Genomic DNA, 16525 nt, shown 5'->3' with positions numbered 1-16525 from the left:
GAGGGTGTCGACGTTGACGCGGATCGACTGGTTGGCGATCTTGTCGGCTTCTTGGACGTCGACCTCGATCGCGGCGGCGCGCTTGGCCGGCTTGGCCTTTAGTTCCTTCGCAGCTTCTGGCGCGGGTGCCGCCTTGGCGACCGGTGCCGGCGCGACTTCGGTCGCGGTCTCGCGGAAGGCGCGCTCGAGATCGTCGAGCGAGACTTCGCCCGGACGCAACGGGCGTTCCAGCACCTGCTCGACCAGCGTGCCCTTGGTCTTCGCCGGCGCTACCGGCGGCGCGGCCACCACGGGGATCGGCGCCGGTGCGGGTTCAGCCGCGGCTTCCGCGTGATGGCCGCCGTCGGCCATCGCATGCAGCTTCTCGATCAGGTCTTCGTCGGTGCCCTCGGGCTCGGTCTCGGTGGCTTCGAGGCCGGCGAGGATTTCCTTGATGCGGTCGATGCTCGACAGGATCAGCGTCACGGCTTCCGCCTTGACCGGCATGCCGTCGCGGAACTTGCCCATCAGGGTCTCGCCGGCATGGGCGAGTGCTTCCAGCCGCGGCAGGCCTAAGAAGCCGCAGGTGCCCTTGATGGTGTGGACCAGGCGGAAGATGTTATCCAGGATCTTCGCGTCGCTCGGGTCCTGCTCGAACCGCACCAACTGATTGTCGACCGTATCCAGGCTCTCGCTGGTCTCGGTCAGGAACTCCCGCAACAGGTCATCCATACGAGCACGCCTTTTTAAAATTCAGATACTGGTCTTCTCCAGAAATAACCCTTCGGATTTCACGGCTACGTTAATTTCACCGTCCGTGCTAATACGGATATGGTGAACAATGTCGTGATGAGCCGGTCGGTCGCAGCAGCGAGTCGAAGATCGCGGCCGAGACGCGATCGACGAAATTTGAAAGCTTCGACGGCGAGCGGACTGCACTTCCCGGATGGGATGTTGGAAACAGCGCGGTGAGAGTCGCGTTCACAAAAAAACGGCGGGGAGATCCCCGCCGTTTTGATCTTGTATTTGGCGCTTATTAACGGAGCAACTGCAGCACGCTCTGCTGGCTCTGGTTGGCCAGCGCCAGCGCGGACACCGCGATCGACTGGCGGGTCGACAGCGCCTGGCTGTTCGCCGCTTCCTCGTTGGTGTCGGCCAGCGTCAGGTTCGACGAACCGGTCTGCAGCACGTTGATCAGGTTCTTCGAGAAGTCCTGACGGATCTGCACGACGGAGAGGTTCGAACCGAGCGCTGAAGCCTGCGTCCGCAGCGCGCTGCTGGCGGTGCTAAGCGCGGTGATCGCAGTGTTCGCCGAGGCGTTGTCCAGGAAGTCCGTGCCCGCGGTCAGCTTCGACAGACCGAGCCCGACAAAGCCGAACGACACTCCCTGGATCGTCAAGGTCGACTTGCCGGTTTCGTTGAAGGTCAGCTTGAGCTGATCGCCATTGAGCAAGTTGATGCCGTTGTACGAAGCATCCTGGGCAGTAGAGCTGATCTGGTCCAGGATGTTGTTATACTGCGCCACCAGGTTGGAACGAATGAGCTGCGCACCGGGATCGGCGACCGGAGCAGCGCCCGCCAGACCGTTAAAAGCCGCGCCACCACCAGCCGCCGTGCCGCCGATGGCTCCGATCGTCGAGGAAGCCGCTTCGTTGGTCGTCGTGATGGTGATCCGTCCAGTCGAGTCGAGCGACGCCTGGAGGTTGTTGGCGGCGAGCGCGGTGTTCAGATCATTCAGCGATTTCACCGTGCCGCCGGTACCATTACCGAACGTGATGTTGGTAGCAGTGCCGTTGCCGGTCGCGCCGATGGTCAGGGTCAAGCCGTTAAGCGCGCTGACACCACCGCCGCGAGCAGTCGTACCAGCCGTCAGGCCGAGCTTGGCAAGGCCGGTGCCGCTGGTTACGAGGTCTTGCGCGGTGCCGGTGTGCAGGGTGATGGCGCCGGTGCCCGAGATCGTCGAGGCAACCGCGGTGCCGGTGATCGCGTCGATCGCGTCCAGAACGTCTTGTACGTCGGAGGTGGTGATATCGAGATCCAGGGTGCCGGCCGTCGCCGAACCAGTGGTGCCGCCGCCGTTCTTGAAGTTGATCGTCGTGCCGTTCACAACGATGGTATCAGCATCGGCAAAATTGGATGCCAGGTTGTCCGAGGTGGAACTTGCGGTGCCGGCGAGCAAGGTAGCGCCCGTGATTGCGACACCGCCGTCGGTGTCGTCATTCAGAACAGGACTGCCAGCAGTTGCCGCTGCGTCGGTGAAGGCCGAAGGGGTACCGCGAAGATCCGATGCAGTTGCGCCGGTGATCACGGCAGTCGTGACGCTGGACTTTGCAGAGTAACCCACCGCAGCTTGCAACGCCTGATTGGCAACAGATTTCGCGCTGTCGACTAGCTTCTGCAACGAAGAGATGCCGGTGTTGGCGGCCTGCAGAACCTGAACGCCGTTGCTGACGCCATCGAGCAGGTTGTTGATGTCGCTGGCGCGGTTATCGAGCGAGGCAGCAGTGAAAAAGTTGGTCGGATTGTCGAGGGCCGTGTTGACCTTCTTGCCGGTGGCGAGACGGTTCTGCGTCGTTGAGAGCAGTTCAGCGGTCGACTGGAGGGAGAGGAGGTTCTGGCGAACCGACGCGGAGAGGACAATGCCTGACATGTTTATTTCCTTCTGGTTTCGAAGCCATTTCTTTGGCTCTGCCAGCAATACAGAGCGAGATTTAACAATGCCTCAACTTGACGGCTCTGATTTGCAGCAATCGGACACTGAACTGCCAATGGTTAAAGCTGACCTAAGCAGTAAACCGTAAAAACACGGTTAAGTGGCCATGACCGCGGCTCGCAAACATTCTGGCGATTGCTGCGAGAAATGACTTGTCCTGACTGGCTGACTGCGGCTCTCACGGCGGTGGGTCGCATCAAACGGTTCTGACGCGACCCGCTTCGCAAGCCGAGATCGTGCCGTCGCGCTCGAAGGGCATCGAAACGACGGAGGGCGCTAGAGCATGATGATTTTTGGTTAGATCGATTTGGCCGCAGACGCGCTTCACCTCTCCCGCTTGCGGGGTCGAGACGAGCGAAGCTCGCTCTTAGGTCGGCGCGAAGCGCCGGGTGGGGGCTCTCTCCACTCGGGCAGTGTCGCCCGCGGCGACACCGCCACCCCAGCCCTCCCCCGCAAGCGGGAGAGGGAGCGCACCTTCTTCGTGGTCGCAATCAAATCCAATTTCATCATGCTCTAGACACGGCCTGCCTGCCGCTTCACGTCGAAGTCGCCCTACTTCGATTTATGATGAGCAGAATCCTGCCGATGCGTGTCGCGATCTCGTCGCGGGACGGATTCTCGCCTTCCGTGCTGGGTTGGCCGAACAATCATGCCAGGCTCCGATGGCTGCGTGCTTCGGCCGCCAGGGGCGCCATAACCGAACACTCACATCGAAGAGGTACCAAGCTACAAAGGCGTCGTATTCGCCAGTCGCTAGTTCGACTGGGCGATGCCGCTGAAACGTGAGCGGGCTTCGGCAAGGCATTCGTTGACGACCGCCAGGAGTGCCCCCGGCGTGAACGGCTTGCGCAGGCAGCGTGTGGCGCCAAGCTCGAGCGCCATGCGCAGGAAGTCCGGCGCCGGCGAGTCGAGATTGGCAAAGGCGTATCCCGACATCGCAACCAGCGGAATCGTCGGGGCGCGCTCGTGGAAAATCCTGATCGATTCGAAGCTGCGCATGTGCGGCATGAAGATATCGACGAGCATCAGGTCGAAGCCGGAGTCTTCCAGCGCGCGAAGCCCGGCTTCGCCACCATCGGCTATGGTCACCTCAAAACCGTGACGTTCGAGATAGATCTCGATGGCCGCGCAGACCATGGGATCGTCATCGACGATGAGAACACGTGTCATGTCAGCCCCCGGAAGGTAGGACGCGCTCCGTCCACCCGGCCGGGCGGTTCCACAAAAGGAACCTCTCGACTGATCGTGCGGCAGCTTTATCTTGCGAATCAGTGCGCCAACCCATTTCCGCCGTAAGCAGGCCACCCTGTCTGCCCTATACAGTGCATAATCCCGGTTCCACAACCTGGGCTGATCGAATTGGGAATTGTACATGGCCTGCCACACGGCAGGTCGCGCCGTCGCTGCTTCGGTTCAGCTCCGCCATCGATGCAAGCAGCAACCGCGCTTCGATGTTCGCAGGTATTGCCGGCGGCGCTTAAATCGCGAAGCGTCGGAGCGGGTCAAGGCCCACCTGATCGATGCGTCGGCGCCATCAATCTACGGTTGCCCGACAATGGCGGATCGACGATGGCCCGCGATTTTTCGGAACGACAGCGCGCGGAAGTCGCGACGGCGATCGGGACTTCCTTGCCACTTGCAGGTGCTCGCGACGACAGGCGCTGATCGATCCAACCGTCTTGGCGCCGGGCTCGGCCGAGCGGATCCGCGCGCGCCGAAACGCGGCCACTCAAATGCTGGTACTGGCACGGCACTCGCACAAATGCCTGCGGCGCGGTTCGTCCCGGAGAGCCCCGTCGTAACGCCGATTGTCTGCGTCCATTTTGCCAGTTTTTCTTGCCAATATTTCTTGCCAATATTATGTGCAAGGATCATCCTGCAGTTCGGACTGTACGCAGCAGACGCCAGAGACCGGCTTGGCCATAGGGCAGGAGACTGCTTTGGATTCAGCCCCTCGTTCTCCGAATGGATTTCTGTCCTCGCTGACCGCGGACGATTTCGAATTGATCCGCCCGCATCTGCGCGCCGCCGACCTCAGCCAGGACATGGTGCTGATCGAAGTCGACGAAACGCTCAAGCGTGCGTATCTTCCGCACAAGGGCGTCATCTCGCTGGTCGTGAAGCTCGCGCGCGGCGAGCACGTCCAGATCGCGATGATCGGCCGCGACAGTATCTTCGGTGCATTCGCTGCCCTCGGCGACCCCGTGGCGTTGAACACCGCCGTGGTGCTGGTGCCGGGCGCGGCCTCGACGATCGATCTCGACCAGCTTCGTGTTGCCGCTGACCAGAGCGCAACGTTGCGTACCGCACTGGCGCGGCATGGCCTCGCCGTCTATGCGCAAATCCAGCAGACCGCCGGCTGCAATGCCTCGCATACGGTGGAATCCCGGCTAGCGCGGTGCCTGTTGCATACACGCGACCTCTCCGGCAGCGACAAGCTGGTCCTGACCCAGGAAGCGATGGCCCAGATGATCGGCGCACGCCGCAACAGCGTTTCGCTGGTGGCCCATACGCTGCAGCAGGCGGACTTCATCCACTACAGCCGGGGGCATATCGAAATCACCAACGTGGACGGCCTGATCAAGACCTCCTGCGAGTGCTACGCGACAGTTAAGTCGCAGTACACGCGGCTGCTCCATCCGCGCATCCACAGCGCGGCTGCGTAGTCGCTTGCTGCGGTCGACCACGGCCGCAGCCCGATCTGCGATACGCATCGCATCGCCGTTACGCGCGAAGATTGCGCCGGCCCCCTACCTCACCGTATTAGTACGGCCAATCGCGGCTTCTGCGGCGTTTCAGCCGCAGGAGATTAACGCGCTGTTCAACGAGCCCTGATAGTTGTCACGGTGCTGACGGGTGCGGGTTCGAGACTCTTTCGCGTGCAACGCGCATTCACCCGTGTTCGGCGGCATACTGTTTGCGCGGAGTACGAACATGGCTTTTGACCTGTCGATGCCGATCCTGGTGGTCGATGACTACAGCACCATGATCCGCATTATCCGCAACCTTCTCAAGCAGCTCGGATTCGAGAATGTCGACGAGGCCAGCGATGGATCGGCTGCGCTCGCCAAGATGCAGACCAAGCGATACGGGCTCGTGATCTCCGACTGGAACATGGAGCCGATGACTGGCTACGACCTGCTTAGGGAAGTCCGCGCCAGCCCGGAATTCTCCAAGACGCCCTTCATCATGATCACCGCGGAATCCAAGACCGAAAACGTGATCGCCGCGAAGAAGGCCGGCGTCAACAATTACATCGTCAAGCCGTTCAACGCCGCAACGCTGAAGACCAAGATGGAAGCGGTGTTTCCCGACGCAGCCGGCTGACATCATCCCGAAACGCGAGGTTAGCCGTACTTCTACGGTTTGAGATTTTCACCTCCGGATAACCCTGACTGAGGATAGTTGCGTGGACCAAGGGAGTGCCCTCATGTTCACGTTTGAAACGAGCGATCAGAAAGAAGTGCGGCGTTTCCGTATCGCCCAGTTCAATGGCAGGACTGCAACCGTGCGTTCGGCCGGATCGGCGGTCACCGGCCACGTCCGCTCGATCGTGGAAAACAAGTCGAGCGTTCCGGCGGCGTGGACCATCACGATCGTCCCGGAAGTGCCCAAGCCGACGCTCTCGTCGCGGCCCGCGCCGCGGGGGCGCTCCTTCGTGGAAGATTTTTGCTGAACGGCAGAACGGCCCGATCGCGGCGGATCGAGATGCCGGCTCGGCCTGTGATCGATCGGATCGGACCGTCGTCAAAATCGCGAACAGTTCATCCGGGCTTGTCATACGGGCTTGGGATTGAGACGGGCGAATCCGGCCTGAGTTCGGTACGGATAGTAGGGATAGGCCGGCATGACGTCGCTGGCCGCATCTAGCCGCCGTATCTGCTCCTCGCTCAGCGACCAGCCAACCGCACCGAGATTGTCGCGGAGCTGCACCTCGTTCCGGGCGCCGACGATCACCGAGCAAACAGTCGGCCGAGTCAGAAGCCAGGCGATCGCAATCTGCGGCACACTCTTCCCTGTTTCGTCCGCGACTTCGTCCAAGACATCAATCACGCGATAGAGCCGCTCGTCCTCGACCGGCGGGCCCCATTGCGCCGTCTCGTGAAGGCGACTGTCTTTCGGCAGTGGCTGACCGCGCCTGAGCTTGCCGGTAAGCCGGCCCCAACCGAGCGGACTCCACACCAGAGCACCCACGCCCTGGTCGAGCCCGACCGGCATCAGCTCCCATTCGTAGTCGCGTCCAACAAGGGAATAGTAGACCTGATGCGCCACGTAGCGCGGCCAGCCGTGACGCTCGGCAAGGTCGAGTGATTTCATCACCTGCCAGCCGGAGAAGTTGGAGACGCCGACATAGCGCACCTTGCCGGCACGCACCAACACGTCGAGCGCGTAGAGCACTTCTGCAATGGGCGTGCCCGCATCAAACGCGTGGAGCTGCAGCAGGTCGATGTAATCCGTGCCCAGCCTTCTCAGGGACGCATCGATGGCGCCGAGCAGGCGGTGACGAGATGAGCCGGCGTCAAACGGACCATCACCCATCGGCAGGCTTGTCTTTGTCGAGATCAATAGTTTGTCGCGGCGGCCTTTGATCGCTGCACCCAGTATCTCTTCGGACGCGCCGTTCGAATAGACATCGGCCGTGTCGAACAGCGTAACGCCGGCGTCGAGACAAATGTCGATCAGCCGCCGCGCTTCCTCGGCATCCGAGCGGCCCCAGGCGGAAAAGAGCGGGCCTTGGCCGCCGAACGTGGCCGCGCCGAAGCTGAGGACCGGCACCTTCAAGCCCGAGGCACCGAGATTGCGATATTCCATGATCTACACTCCTATTCTGCGGGACACGTGATCGAGCTTGCGGACATCCGGTCGAGCCGCAGGCTCCAGAACGCCAGCGCGAGACCGAGGGCCGTGATAACCGCTGCGACTACTGGCAAGGCGGCGAGGCCGAGACCGCGATCGATGGTCACGCCGCCAGCCCAGGCGCCGAGCGCGTTGCCAAGGTTGAAGGCGGCGATGTTCAGGCTGGAAGCAAGGTTCTGCCCGGCCGCTCCCGCCTTCTCGATCACGCGAATCTGGAGCGGCGCCACCGTGGCGAAAGCTGCCGCGCCGAGCAGGCCGACCAGCAGCACGGCCGGCGCCTTGGCAGAGAGCGCGAGCGCAAGCACGATGAGGACGATGACGAGGCCGGCGAGAGTTCCGATCAGAGCACGCGGCAAGCCACTATCTGCAAGCCGTCCCCCGGCGATGTTGCCGATCGACAGCCCGACGCCGAATACGAGGAGGATCGGCGAGACCGCCGCCTCCGAAAACCCGGTAACCTTGGTAAGGATCGGCTGAATATAGGTGAATACCGTGAAGAGACCGGCGAACCCAAGCACGGTCATCGCCAACCCGAGCTGCACCTGCGGCCGGGCGAGCACCGTCAGCTCTTCGCGCAGCGATGTGTTCTCGCCGTTGCGGCCCACATGGTTCGGCACCAGCAGGGCGAGCACGATGAACGCGACGACGCCGATCGCCGCCACGGCCCAGAACGCGGACCGCCAGCCGAACGACAGGCCGAACCAGGCACCGAAAGGCACACCAAGCAGCGTGGCGGCCGTCAGGCCCGTAAACATCATCGCGATCGCCGAAGCCCGCTTGTCTTGTGCGACAAGCCCTGTCCCCACAACCGATCCGACGCCGAAGAAGGTACCGTGCGCGAGCGAGGTCAGAACGCGCGCTGCCATCAGCGCGGCATAGCTGGGCGCGACTGCGCAGGCGGCATTTCCGAGCGTGAAGATCGCCATCAACGCCAGCAGCACCGCCTTTCTCGGCATTCGGCGCGTGGCGAGCGTCAGGATCGGTGCGCCGGCGAAAACCCCGAGCGCGTAGCCGGAAATCAGCAGGCCGGCGGCCGAGACGGAGACCTGCATGTCGGCAGCGACCTGTAGCAGCAGACCCATGATGATGAACTCGGTCGTGCCGATGCCGAAGGCGCCAGCGGTAAGGGCGAGGACGGCAACAGGCATTGTTTTGGCTCCCGATCAGCAGTGATCGGCCAATAATGATGCGTCGCGTCATCTGGAACTAGAGGGAGACAATTCCATTCATTTATGAGATGAATTCATCATGCCCCGCTTCGACACCAACCGTGCCGCCGAGATGGAAGTGTTCGTGCGGGTCGTCGACCTCGGCGGTTTCACTGCGGCGGCGCGCGAGTTCAAGCTGACGCCTTCCGGCGTCAGCAAGCTTGTGTCGCGGCTCGAAGCGCGGCTCAGCACACGCCTCATCAACCGCTCAACGCGCAAGCTACAGCTCACGCCCGAGGGGCAAGCCTTTTACGACCGGACCATGCGCATTCTAGCCGATATGGACGAGGCCGAGCGCGAGGCATCGGCAGGCGCCTGTCCCCGCGGCCATCTCCGGGTCAACAGCAACGTCCCGTTCGGGATGCGTCACATGATGCCGCTACTGCCTCTGTTCCTTGCGCAAAATCCCGAGGTCACGCTCGATATCATGCTCTCGGACACGGTCATCGACCTGCTGGAAGAGCGCGCCGACATCGCCATACGCGTGGGCCCGCTTCGGGAATCGAGCCTCGTGGCGCGCAAGCTCGGTACGAGCCGAATGGCCGTTGTGGCATCGCCGGACTACCTTGCGCGGCACGGAGCTCCTCGCACGCCAGGCGATCTTGCGCGCCATAAAGGCATCGGCTGGACCTTCTCGCGCATCGTCGAGGGCTGGCCGTTTCGCAAGGGCAAAGGCATCGAGTCGCTATCACCGCCGCCCGTTGCGCGGGCAAGCGATGGCGAGGCCGCGCGCCTTCTCGCCCTCGGCGGCGCGGGACTTGCGCGCCTTGCCCTGTTCCATATCGGTCCCGATATCGAGGCGGGCCGCCTCGTGCCTGTTCTGGAGGATTTCAACCCGGGTGACTGCGAGGATGTTCATGCCGTCTTTCTAGGCCAGGGCGGTCCCCTGCCCGCCCGTGTGCGCGCGTTCATCGACTTCCTGGGCGATCACATCCGGATCGACAGCGTTAGCCTGGCGCGCGGTCGCCAGGGAAAATGGAAAGTGGCAGTTGCCAACGCACATGGCCGGCCGCGGGACGCGTGATGATTGCGACGGGCTTCGCGCGCTACGTTTTCGCCTTGCTGTCGGTCGATTGGCGCAATTGGCGTCTCATGGCAAACAATGGCCAGGCCTGGGCCGCGGATCGCAAGCATGGGTTCGCGAAAAATCAGGCGGGCTGCAGCAGCGCCTTGCGAACCAGATCCGCGGTGTTGCGGGCGCCGAGCTTGCGCATGGCCTCGGCGCGATGGCTCTCGAATGTCCTTGGGCTGATATTCATCCGCAAGGCGCCTTGCTTGTTGGAGTAACCTTCGCTGATCAGGCTCAGCACCTCGCGCTCGCGCCTGGTCAGAGGCTTCTGCCCGGACTCCTGGGCCAACAACAGGCCCGGCCTGCGGGCGCCATCCGCGGAGCGGCCGACGTGGCCCTCGCTCGCCTGCTTGCGAACGGCGTCGGACGCTTGATGATTGTCCGACATCTGTTTCACCAGAGCGTGCACACGTTCGGTTTGCTGAAGCGCGTTCTCCACCACCTGTTGCAGGTAGAGCCGGTTGCCGGATCCTTGCGAAAACTGCTGGCTGTGCTGCTTGATCTCATTCATGTAGAGCAGCAGCGCTGTCAGCGGTCCGTTCAACTGCCGCGCGATCGCCGCTCCCGCCTCTTCCGCGGCACGCGAGCGCGCAGCCGACAGCCGGACGATCTCAGGATTCTCCTCGAGAGGTGTGATGTGTTCCATCCACTTCGTGAAGTGCGAATCAGCGGCGCGATGGTCTTGTCCCGACATATAACTATTTTATCGGTTCCACCCTCTTTCATAGTTAATTTCTTAACCGGTAAGAATACGGAGAATCCCGCCGGTGCGTCCCACCACTGGACTGAATTGGCTAAAAATCACTCGCAATCAGATGTTTTCGAAGAAGAATGCGTGATCCGAACATAAGGGCCTTAGGCCACTGGCCCCGTATCTTAACGGTGATGGCATTTGCTTTGTTAATGGATCTCAGCCGCTCTCGATGTGGTTTCCCGTCGGCGCACGGGTCTCCCTCCCCCTCGACGCCCGTTCCGCACCGGCGTGCTGGCGGCATCGCCCTGACGAATACGTTCGGCTGAGAGATTGTTCGGCCGGAAAGTGAGGCCAGGACTGCCGCACCGAGTTCTATCCGACCTACGATGACAAGGCGATCGGCACCGCAGCGCACGAGAAGGCGCAGTGGACCTAAGGTCAGCCGAGCCTGGAGATCTGCTCCTCGGTCACGACGCGCTCGACATTCTCGGATTTGCTCCTGATGCGATAGCGTGGGCGGCCGTCGGCTTCGATCGGCAGGCAGGAAACGATGGTGTAGACGCTTCGTTCTTTCGCCGTGGCGCGGCCCTGCGGCCCCTGCTGCTGGTGATGGACGTCGTCGTTGATCGCGAAGTTATGAGCCATCGTCGGTCTTCCCGCTGAAAAAGCGCTTGTAGTCTCAACGGCCTGGCAACGCAACACATTGTCCGCCTGATGTGCTTCGGATTTGGGGCCCACCGTGTCAGGCCGTCAGGAGCGCCTTTCGCCTGCCTACACGCGCGATCGACTTCTCGATCGCCGAACCGGACAAGGTTCCCTCGCGCAGGCCCTCTGCGATGTATTCGGCAATCTTGGCCATCTCCTGTTCCTGGTCGAACAAATTGTTGCCGATGCAGAGCATATCCATGCCGGCTTTGAGCGATTGCAGGCTGGCTTCTCGCGTGCCCAACGCCTTCTGCAATCCTTGCATCTGCATGTCGTCGGTGATCAAGAGCGTATCCGGAAGGCGCTTGTGCAAACGGCCAAGCCCCGCCGCGGACAGCGTCATCGGGCAATGTTCGTCCCATTGTCTGACGATGGCGTGGCTGACCAGCACTGCATCGCCGAACATTTTTGGCGCAAGCGAATAGAACAGCTCTTCCTGCTCACCGCGAAAGGCATCGGAGATATCCATGAATTCCTGATGCGAATCCACCACCGCGCCGCCGATGCCGGGGAAATGCTTCAGGCACAGGCCGATACGATGCGTCCGCGCTACCTCGCTTGCCAGCAACGCATTGGCTTCCACCTCGGCGATGTCGGCGGAGTAGGAACGCTTGATCTTCCCGATATTCGGGTTGTCGGGATTGTAGTCGACGTCGATGACGGGCGCGAAATCATAATGGATGCCGAGCCGCCGCATCTCGGCAAAGCTCGCGGTGAGGATCGCGTGCTTTTGATCCGGTGCAAGGAGATTGAATTCCCTCGCACTGGGAAGCGGCGCAAACCCGCGGCTTTCCTTCAGCCGCCGCACCAACCCACCTTCCTGGTCGATGAACACCATCGGCCCCGACGGCAGCGCGGAAATCTCGGCGCAGAGGCGTTGCACCTGTTCAGGCGATTCGATGTTGTTGTCGTATTCTCGCGTCCGGCAGGAATAGTCGAACAGGATCACCCCACCGAGACCGTAGCGGGCCGCAAATTCCTTCAGCCAATTGGGAACGATCTTGCCGAAGAAGCCGAGGATGAAGAGTTCGCCGATGTCATTCATTGCGGCGGCCCTCCTTCGATAAGGCACATCGGCGCGCACCCGATCTCGATCAACCAAGCACTATCAGCGCGTCGAGGTCGATCTCGGTCAATGTCCCGTTCGTGTCTCCACCAGATTTTTTCGTTGAGCGGCTGATTGCCGGGGCTTGAACAGGCGCCACCGGAGTTTCGGGTCGAGATGTCGAGTCGTCTGCAGGCAGTCTGCTCAATTTCCTCTCGAGGGATCGCCAGCAGCATCAGTACCGGACGCTTCCGGCGCTACGTTCGCCGACGCACCCCGGTCGGTCCAATCCGGCGGCAGCCCAATCCTCTCTCCGATCATGCCGGTCAGTCCCGGCGCTCGCCCGAATGCTTCACAAATCGCCTCCTTCGGCGCGCCACCGAGAGAGGCCTTCAGGCTGCCGATGGATGGCGGCGCGGAGATCTTCCCGAACGGACTCTCGGCAGTAACAAGCAATTTCCCGAAATCGTCTCCGAAAGCACTGGCGAGATCATAGGCATCCCCGTCGCTCGATACGCGCGGAGCGCTGGTGAAGGAATTCGCTCCGCGGGCCCAGATCATGGCAGCCTTTTGGTTGCCGCCGCGATCACGGGCCTCGGCCTCGACAGACAGGCTCCCGAGTCCGATCGGAAGCCGCGGCACAGGGATGGGCACACCGGGAGCCACGACAGACGGTACAACGCTTGCGACCTTGGAGACGCCGGCGGCCGTCGCATCGGTCGGCGCAATGTGGGTAATGACCGCCCGGACACTCAAGTCCGCCGCTTCTGTCGGTGCTACAATTCGGAAGCGCTCGCTCAGCGCAAAACACATCGCTCTGTTTACCGCATTCTTGATCAGGCTGCGCTGCTGGTCCGAGAACGGCTCTCTTGCCGCGGCTACCGTGAATGCGGTTGGCTCGATCCGCGCGGTCTTCGCGCCGAGAACATCAGCTTTGCTGACCCGAACTTGCGACTTGGTCAGAAGACCATCGGACGGCGTCAGATTGTCGTAAGAGGCTAACGACCCGGACCGCTCCAGTGGTGCGGTCGCGCAACCGGCAGCCATCAAGCCTAGCGTCGGGGCCAGGACCCATCTCATGGCGAGGCAACGAGGCCAACCGCCGATCCCTGGACCATGCGCCGGGAACGCGCGACCGGAACAGGAGAAAGCGCGGTGCCGGGCTCTGATGCCAGGATTGGCTGCCATGTCGCATTCCAGCGCGTGAGCGTCGTCCCGTTGCCGTCGAAGGCCAGGTCGAGAAAAGCCAGAGTGAGTTCCGCTGTCGCAGCCTTCACCTTCGGATTTAGCGCCGGGCCGCCTGTGAACGAGCGATCTGTAAAGATGCTGTGCGAGCCGCCTTCGAATACAGCAAGCAGCTTGCGGGGTGTGGCAATGCCGTTGAAAACGGTTAACCGATCGGCAGCGGGCGAGTGGTATCCGGGAATTTCGATGACGTCGTTGGTCGCAGTCACGTGCAGGTTCGGAACCGTGATCTTGCTCAGCACCGAAGCAAGATCGGACTCGCCATAGAACGGCGGCGCAGAGATCACGATCGCCGCCGCAAAGCGCGGGTCGCGGGCCTCGACCCACTGCCCTTCACGCATCACGCGGGCGCCAACCGCAAGAAGGGCCGTGTTCGCGCCATATGAATGTCCGGCCGCCACGATACGCCGACGATCGATCTGGGTGCCGTAGGGGCTCGACAGCACGCGGTCCAGGGCGAAGCGCAGATCCCAGGCCCGCGCAAGCGCCTCGCTCTCATGAGCCGCTCGCTGCAAGCGGTTCACGACGGTGAGAGGATTGCCCACCCAGAGCGACGAATCGCTGCCCGCATGCTGAACATGCAAACTCGCAATGCCGCGGGCAGCCCAATATCGGCCCAGATAACTGTAGCCCCGGCGGGAGCCACCCATGCCATGGGAGAACACGATGAGCGGCACGCGCAAACCCGACGCGACACTCGTGGGCCAATGCAGACGCGCCGGAACGGCCCGCGAACGCGCGGGATCGACCCAGTCGAAATCAATGAAAGCGGGCGCGGCGGACTGCGCTCGCGCTGGATTTACCGGAGCGGCGGCCGTGATTGCGACGGCGAGCAGCATGGCGCCGAGGTACCGTCGCGTCATGTTGCCCGCCACGATTGTTTCGCCCCGGCCACCCGCGAGAGCGGATTGAACATGCCTCGAGAGAGTATCGCCGCCCACCCTGCTCTTCATAGACACACCTTGAACACAATTCGCACTGGGTGTAATCTTATATTGCACTGAGTGTAATTTTGCAAGATAACAAATTCGTGTCAGAACTGGTCATGGAAAGTTCGGCCCCCAAGGAGGAACGTCCACGCGAGCGGAAGCGGCGCGAGACGCTGCATCGTATCGCCGAGCAAGGCCTGAAGCTGTTTTTGACCCGCGGCTATGAGGCCACCACGCTCGAGGCGATCGCGGAGGCAGCGGGAATCTCGCGGCGGACGTTCTTCTACTACTTCAAGTCCAAGGAAGAGATTCTGCTGGCGTGGCAGGACGGCGGTTTCACCGAGACCCTGCGAACCGCCGTGCTGGAGCAATCGACCAGACAGTCGCCACTCAACGCGGTGAAGAACGCCTTATTGGAGCTGACGACCCGCTTTCAGGCCGATTACAAGCAAACCAGGGTGATCGAACGCCTGATGTGCGCCAACGAAGCGCTACGCATACGACACCAGGCGAAATATATAGAGAAAGAACAAGCGGTATTCGACGCACTCTGCCAGATGTGGCCGCAGCCCAAGCGACAGCCTGCGCTGCGCATCGTCGCCATGATCTCGATCGGAGCGCTTCGTCTTGCGATCGACAACTGGAACCGCGACCAGGGGAAACGACCTATCGCCATTTATCTCAAAGAGGCTTTCGCCGACCTGAAGTCGGAGATTTGAAACGCCCGCGGCTCGCCCGTTGCCAGGCTCGAGAGTTCGACCCAGGCACACGCCATTGACGCAAGGTCAATCCCTTCTGCGGCCTGCCCGGACTCTGTCCTGAGATCGACGATGTCAGCAACATCAACATTGTAGGCGCAGATCGTCAAAGGATCGAAGCGATGCTTCGCTTCATCGCGGCTCGCTGCGCCGAAGCGCAAGAAGGCGGGTGCTTGGCTGCAAGTTCGATACGCGTCGAACGGAACCGGCAAAAGAAAGCCGAGTTCCGGCTGGGGCAAGCTGGATATGTGACGCCTCGCACATTTGTCGGCGCGCAGGTGGGCTAGGCTTCAGTCCGCGAGAGGTGCTGTGGAAAAGACTTAGTCCGCGTCAACCGCTCGACCTCTTACGAGATGCTGCTTGCGTAACAAGCAGGCGACCGTCGACCAGGCTGAAAAATTCCGGGTGCCAGGTGCGGCTCAGACGCCGTTTTGGCACGAGAGAACAAAGCTGAAAGCGTATACAATGCGGCGCATCCCAAATCTCCGATCGATCAACCCAATCGCAAACCGATCATTGCGGCCAGGATTTCGTTGCGCGATTTCGAAGGCCGTGAAGCGAGCGGTGGTAGCAACTGCATGCTGCTTCACTCTGCTGATCGGCCTCCAACCTGCTCTTGCCGACGCCGCGTCCGATCGGGACATGGCCACTCGCTACGAGCAGGCGGCGCAAGCGGGCGATGATGAGGCCCAGTTCTATCTCGGGGCGCTTTATTCGTCAGGCGTCGGTCGTCCGCGCAGCGACCAGGAGGCATTTCGCTGGTTCTTGCGCGCGGCCGACCAGGGACATGCCCATGCCATGCTGATCGTTGCCGGCCTTTACGCGAGCGGGCGCGGCGTAGCGAAGGATAACGTGAAGGCCTATTCCTGGGCCCACATCGTCGCTTCTGCGAGCAAGCTCGACGAGGACCGCAACGGTGCGCGGCAACTGATGTCCCTCCTCATGAAGAAGATGACGAGCGACGAGATCGGCCGCGCCGTGGTGGCCGCAAGAGCTTGGCGCGCCGTTCGGGTTGCCGGCGCGGCCAGGGACTCCGTCAAGTCTTCCGACAAGGCTTCGAAAATCGAAAGAGCACTAGACAGCTCAGACCAACCCGAGCCGGCCGCGCCTCCACCTGCACCCGCCGCCGTGCAGCCAGCGCCCGCCGCCGCGCCGCCGCCTGCTGTGTCGCAGTCGGCCCCATCCAACATCACGGTATTGCCGGCATCTCCCAAGGCCACGTCGGCAGCTCCAGTGAAGAGTGCGAAGAAGGAAGATGTTCGTGATCTGCTCGACCAGGTTCCACCGGGCCTGCGCAAGCGATTTGGCTTCTGATTCAGGGGA

17 protein-coding genes are annotated in these 16525 nt (G+C 62.0%); 7 read left to right on the top strand and 10 right to left on the bottom strand.

What is annotated here, in order from left to right; genetic code table 11:
* Both IVA95_RS06670 and IVA95_RS06665 read right to left on the bottom strand, forming a co-directional pair.
* On the bottom strand, positions 1–711 hold a 711-nt coding region (locus IVA95_RS06670), incomplete at its 3' end, for an Hpt domain-containing protein (RefSeq protein WP_247509783.1).
* Between the two features lie 304 nt (positions 712–1015).
* Complete coding sequence (locus IVA95_RS06665) at positions 1016–2629, bottom strand: flagellin (protein WP_247509782.1); 1614 nt, start codon at positions 2627–2629, stop codon at positions 1016–1018.
* On the opposite strand from IVA95_RS06665, the gene IVA95_RS06660 reads away from it, so the two are divergent.
* The gene (locus tag IVA95_RS06660) at positions 2619–2780 is read left to right on the top strand and encodes a hypothetical protein (protein WP_247509781.1); all 162 of its coding nucleotides are present in this window, start codon (positions 2619–2621) and stop codon (positions 2778–2780) included. The two genes, IVA95_RS06665 and IVA95_RS06660, sit on opposite strands and share 11 nt — an antisense overlap.
* Before the next feature lie 665 nt (positions 2781–3445).
* Here IVA95_RS06660 and IVA95_RS06655 read toward each other — a convergent pair.
* Complete coding sequence (locus tag IVA95_RS06655) at positions 3446–3862, bottom strand: response regulator (RefSeq protein WP_247509780.1); 417 nt, start codon at positions 3860–3862, stop codon at positions 3446–3448.
* A gap of 770 nt (positions 3863–4632) precedes the next feature.
* On the opposite strand from IVA95_RS06655, the gene IVA95_RS06650 reads away from it, so the two are divergent.
* From IVA95_RS06650 to IVA95_RS06640, 3 genes are all read left to right on the top strand, one after another.
* Positions 4633–5358, top strand: a complete 726-nt coding sequence (locus IVA95_RS06650; RefSeq protein ID WP_247509779.1) for a Crp/Fnr family transcriptional regulator — start codon at positions 4633–4635, stop codon at positions 5356–5358.
* A 268-nt stretch (positions 5359–5626) separates the two neighbouring features.
* Complete coding sequence (locus tag IVA95_RS06645; protein ID WP_028348548.1) at positions 5627–6019, top strand: response regulator; 393 nt, start codon at positions 5627–5629, stop codon at positions 6017–6019.
* Between the two features lie 103 nt (positions 6020–6122).
* Positions 6123–6368 (top strand): hypothetical protein, encoded by a 246-nt coding sequence (locus tag IVA95_RS06640; protein ID WP_213252716.1) that lies wholly within the window; start codon positions 6123–6125, stop codon positions 6366–6368.
* A gap of 101 nt (positions 6369–6469) precedes the next feature.
* On the opposite strand, the gene IVA95_RS06635 is transcribed toward IVA95_RS06640, so the two are convergent.
* Together IVA95_RS06635 and IVA95_RS06630 are read right to left on the bottom strand one after the other, a co-directional pair.
* Entirely contained in the window at positions 6470–7504 is a 1035-nt protein-coding gene (locus tag IVA95_RS06635) for an aldo/keto reductase (RefSeq protein WP_247509778.1), read from the bottom strand.
* A gap of 11 nt (positions 7505–7515) precedes the next feature.
* Positions 7516–8697: an MFS transporter gene (locus tag IVA95_RS06630; protein ID WP_247509777.1), complete on the bottom strand. Its 1182-nt coding sequence runs from the start codon at positions 8695–8697 to the stop codon at positions 7516–7518.
* A 100-nt stretch (positions 8698–8797) separates the two neighbouring features.
* Here IVA95_RS06630 and IVA95_RS06625 point away from each other — a divergent pair, with 100 nt between their 5' ends.
* The gene (locus IVA95_RS06625; RefSeq protein ID WP_247509776.1) at positions 8798–9781 is read left to right on the top strand and encodes a LysR family transcriptional regulator; all 984 of its coding nucleotides are present in this window, start codon (positions 8798–8800) and stop codon (positions 9779–9781) included.
* A gap of 124 nt (positions 9782–9905) precedes the next feature.
* Here IVA95_RS06625 and IVA95_RS06620 read toward each other — a convergent pair whose 3' ends face one another.
* From IVA95_RS06620 to IVA95_RS06600, 5 genes are all read right to left on the bottom strand, one after another.
* Positions 9906–10520 carry a helix-turn-helix transcriptional regulator gene (locus IVA95_RS06620; RefSeq protein ID WP_247509775.1) on the bottom strand — a complete coding sequence of 205 codons (615 nt, stop codon included), beginning with the start codon at positions 10518–10520 and terminating at the stop codon, positions 9906–9908.
* Positions 10521–10958: 438 nt separating this feature from the next.
* Positions 10959–11165 (bottom strand): hypothetical protein, encoded by a 207-nt coding sequence (locus tag IVA95_RS06615; RefSeq protein ID WP_213252721.1) that lies wholly within the window; start codon positions 11163–11165, stop codon positions 10959–10961.
* 97 nt (positions 11166–11262) lie between these two features.
* Positions 11263–12270: a glycoside hydrolase family 3 N-terminal domain-containing protein gene (locus tag IVA95_RS06610; RefSeq protein WP_247509774.1), complete on the bottom strand. Its 1008-nt coding sequence runs from the start codon at positions 12268–12270 to the stop codon at positions 11263–11265.
* A 204-nt stretch (positions 12271–12474) separates the two neighbouring features.
* A complete protein-coding gene (locus IVA95_RS06605) occupies positions 12475–13317 on the bottom strand; it encodes a DUF3313 domain-containing protein (RefSeq protein WP_247509773.1) in 843 nt (280 codons plus the stop codon).
* A 29-nt stretch (positions 13318–13346) separates the two neighbouring features.
* On the bottom strand, positions 13347–14378 hold the full coding sequence (locus IVA95_RS06600) for an acetylhydrolase (RefSeq protein WP_247509772.1): 1032 nt from the start codon (positions 14376–14378) through the stop codon (positions 13347–13349).
* Between the two features lie 182 nt (positions 14379–14560).
* On the opposite strand from IVA95_RS06600, the gene IVA95_RS06595 reads away from it, so the two are divergent.
* Both IVA95_RS06595 and IVA95_RS06590 read left to right on the top strand, forming a co-directional pair.
* A complete protein-coding gene (locus tag IVA95_RS06595) occupies positions 14561–15163 on the top strand; it encodes a TetR/AcrR family transcriptional regulator (RefSeq protein WP_247509771.1) in 603 nt (200 codons plus the stop codon).
* A gap of 681 nt (positions 15164–15844) precedes the next feature.
* Positions 15845–16516 (top strand): tetratricopeptide repeat protein, encoded by a 672-nt coding sequence (locus tag IVA95_RS06590; RefSeq protein ID WP_247509770.1) that lies wholly within the window; start codon positions 15845–15847, stop codon positions 16514–16516.
* The last annotated feature ends 9 nt before the right edge of the window (positions 16517–16525 follow it).

The sequence above is a fragment of the Bradyrhizobium sp. 157 genome (genome assembly GCF_023073815.1).
Classification (GTDB): domain Bacteria; phylum Pseudomonadota; class Alphaproteobacteria; order Rhizobiales; family Xanthobacteraceae; genus Bradyrhizobium.
Note: the sequence above shows the minus strand (reverse complement) of the source record. Positions and strands in the feature narration are given on the sequence as shown.

Excerpts from the sequence above, each read along its gene's own strand:
- IVA95_RS06625 (WP_247509776.1), top strand. The coding sequence starts at position 8,798 with ATGCCCCGCTTCGACACCAACCGTGCCGCCGAGATGGAAGTGTTCGTG.
- IVA95_RS06620 (WP_247509775.1), bottom strand. The coding sequence starts at position 10,520 with ATGTCGGGACAAGACCATCGCGCCGCTGATTCGCACTTCACGAAGTGG.
- IVA95_RS06615 (WP_213252721.1), bottom strand. The coding sequence starts at position 11,165 with ATGGCTCATAACTTCGCGATCAACGACGACGTCCATCACCAGCAGCAG.
- IVA95_RS06605 (WP_247509773.1), bottom strand. The coding sequence starts at position 13,317 with ATGGCTGCCGGTTGCGCGACCGCACCACTGGAGCGGTCCGGGTCGTTA.
- IVA95_RS06590 (WP_247509770.1), top strand. The coding sequence starts at position 15,845 with ATGGCCACTCGCTACGAGCAGGCGGCGCAAGCGGGCGATGATGAGGCC.
- IVA95_RS06610 (WP_247509774.1), bottom strand. The coding sequence starts at position 12,270 with ATGAATGACATCGGCGAACTCTTCATCCTCGGCTTCTTCGGCAAGATC.
- IVA95_RS06630 (WP_247509777.1), bottom strand. The coding sequence starts at position 8,697 with ATGCCTGTTGCCGTCCTCGCCCTTACCGCTGGCGCCTTCGGCATCGGC.
- IVA95_RS06640 (WP_213252716.1), top strand. The coding sequence starts at position 6,123 with ATGTTCACGTTTGAAACGAGCGATCAGAAAGAAGTGCGGCGTTTCCGT.
- IVA95_RS06655 (WP_247509780.1), bottom strand. The coding sequence starts at position 3,862 with ATGACACGTGTTCTCATCGTCGATGACGATCCCATGGTCTGCGCGGCC.
- IVA95_RS06645 (WP_028348548.1), top strand. The coding sequence starts at position 5,627 with ATGGCTTTTGACCTGTCGATGCCGATCCTGGTGGTCGATGACTACAGC.
- IVA95_RS06595 (WP_247509771.1), top strand. The coding sequence starts at position 14,561 with ATGGAAAGTTCGGCCCCCAAGGAGGAACGTCCACGCGAGCGGAAGCGG.
- IVA95_RS06665 (WP_247509782.1), bottom strand. The coding sequence starts at position 2,629 with ATGTCAGGCATTGTCCTCTCCGCGTCGGTTCGCCAGAACCTCCTCTCC.
- IVA95_RS06635 (WP_247509778.1), bottom strand. The coding sequence starts at position 7,504 with ATGGAATATCGCAATCTCGGTGCCTCGGGCTTGAAGGTGCCGGTCCTC.
- IVA95_RS06660 (WP_247509781.1), top strand. The coding sequence starts at position 2,619 with ATGCCTGACATGTTTATTTCCTTCTGGTTTCGAAGCCATTTCTTTGGC.
- IVA95_RS06600 (WP_247509772.1), bottom strand. The coding sequence starts at position 14,378 with ATGACGCGACGGTACCTCGGCGCCATGCTGCTCGCCGTCGCAATCACG.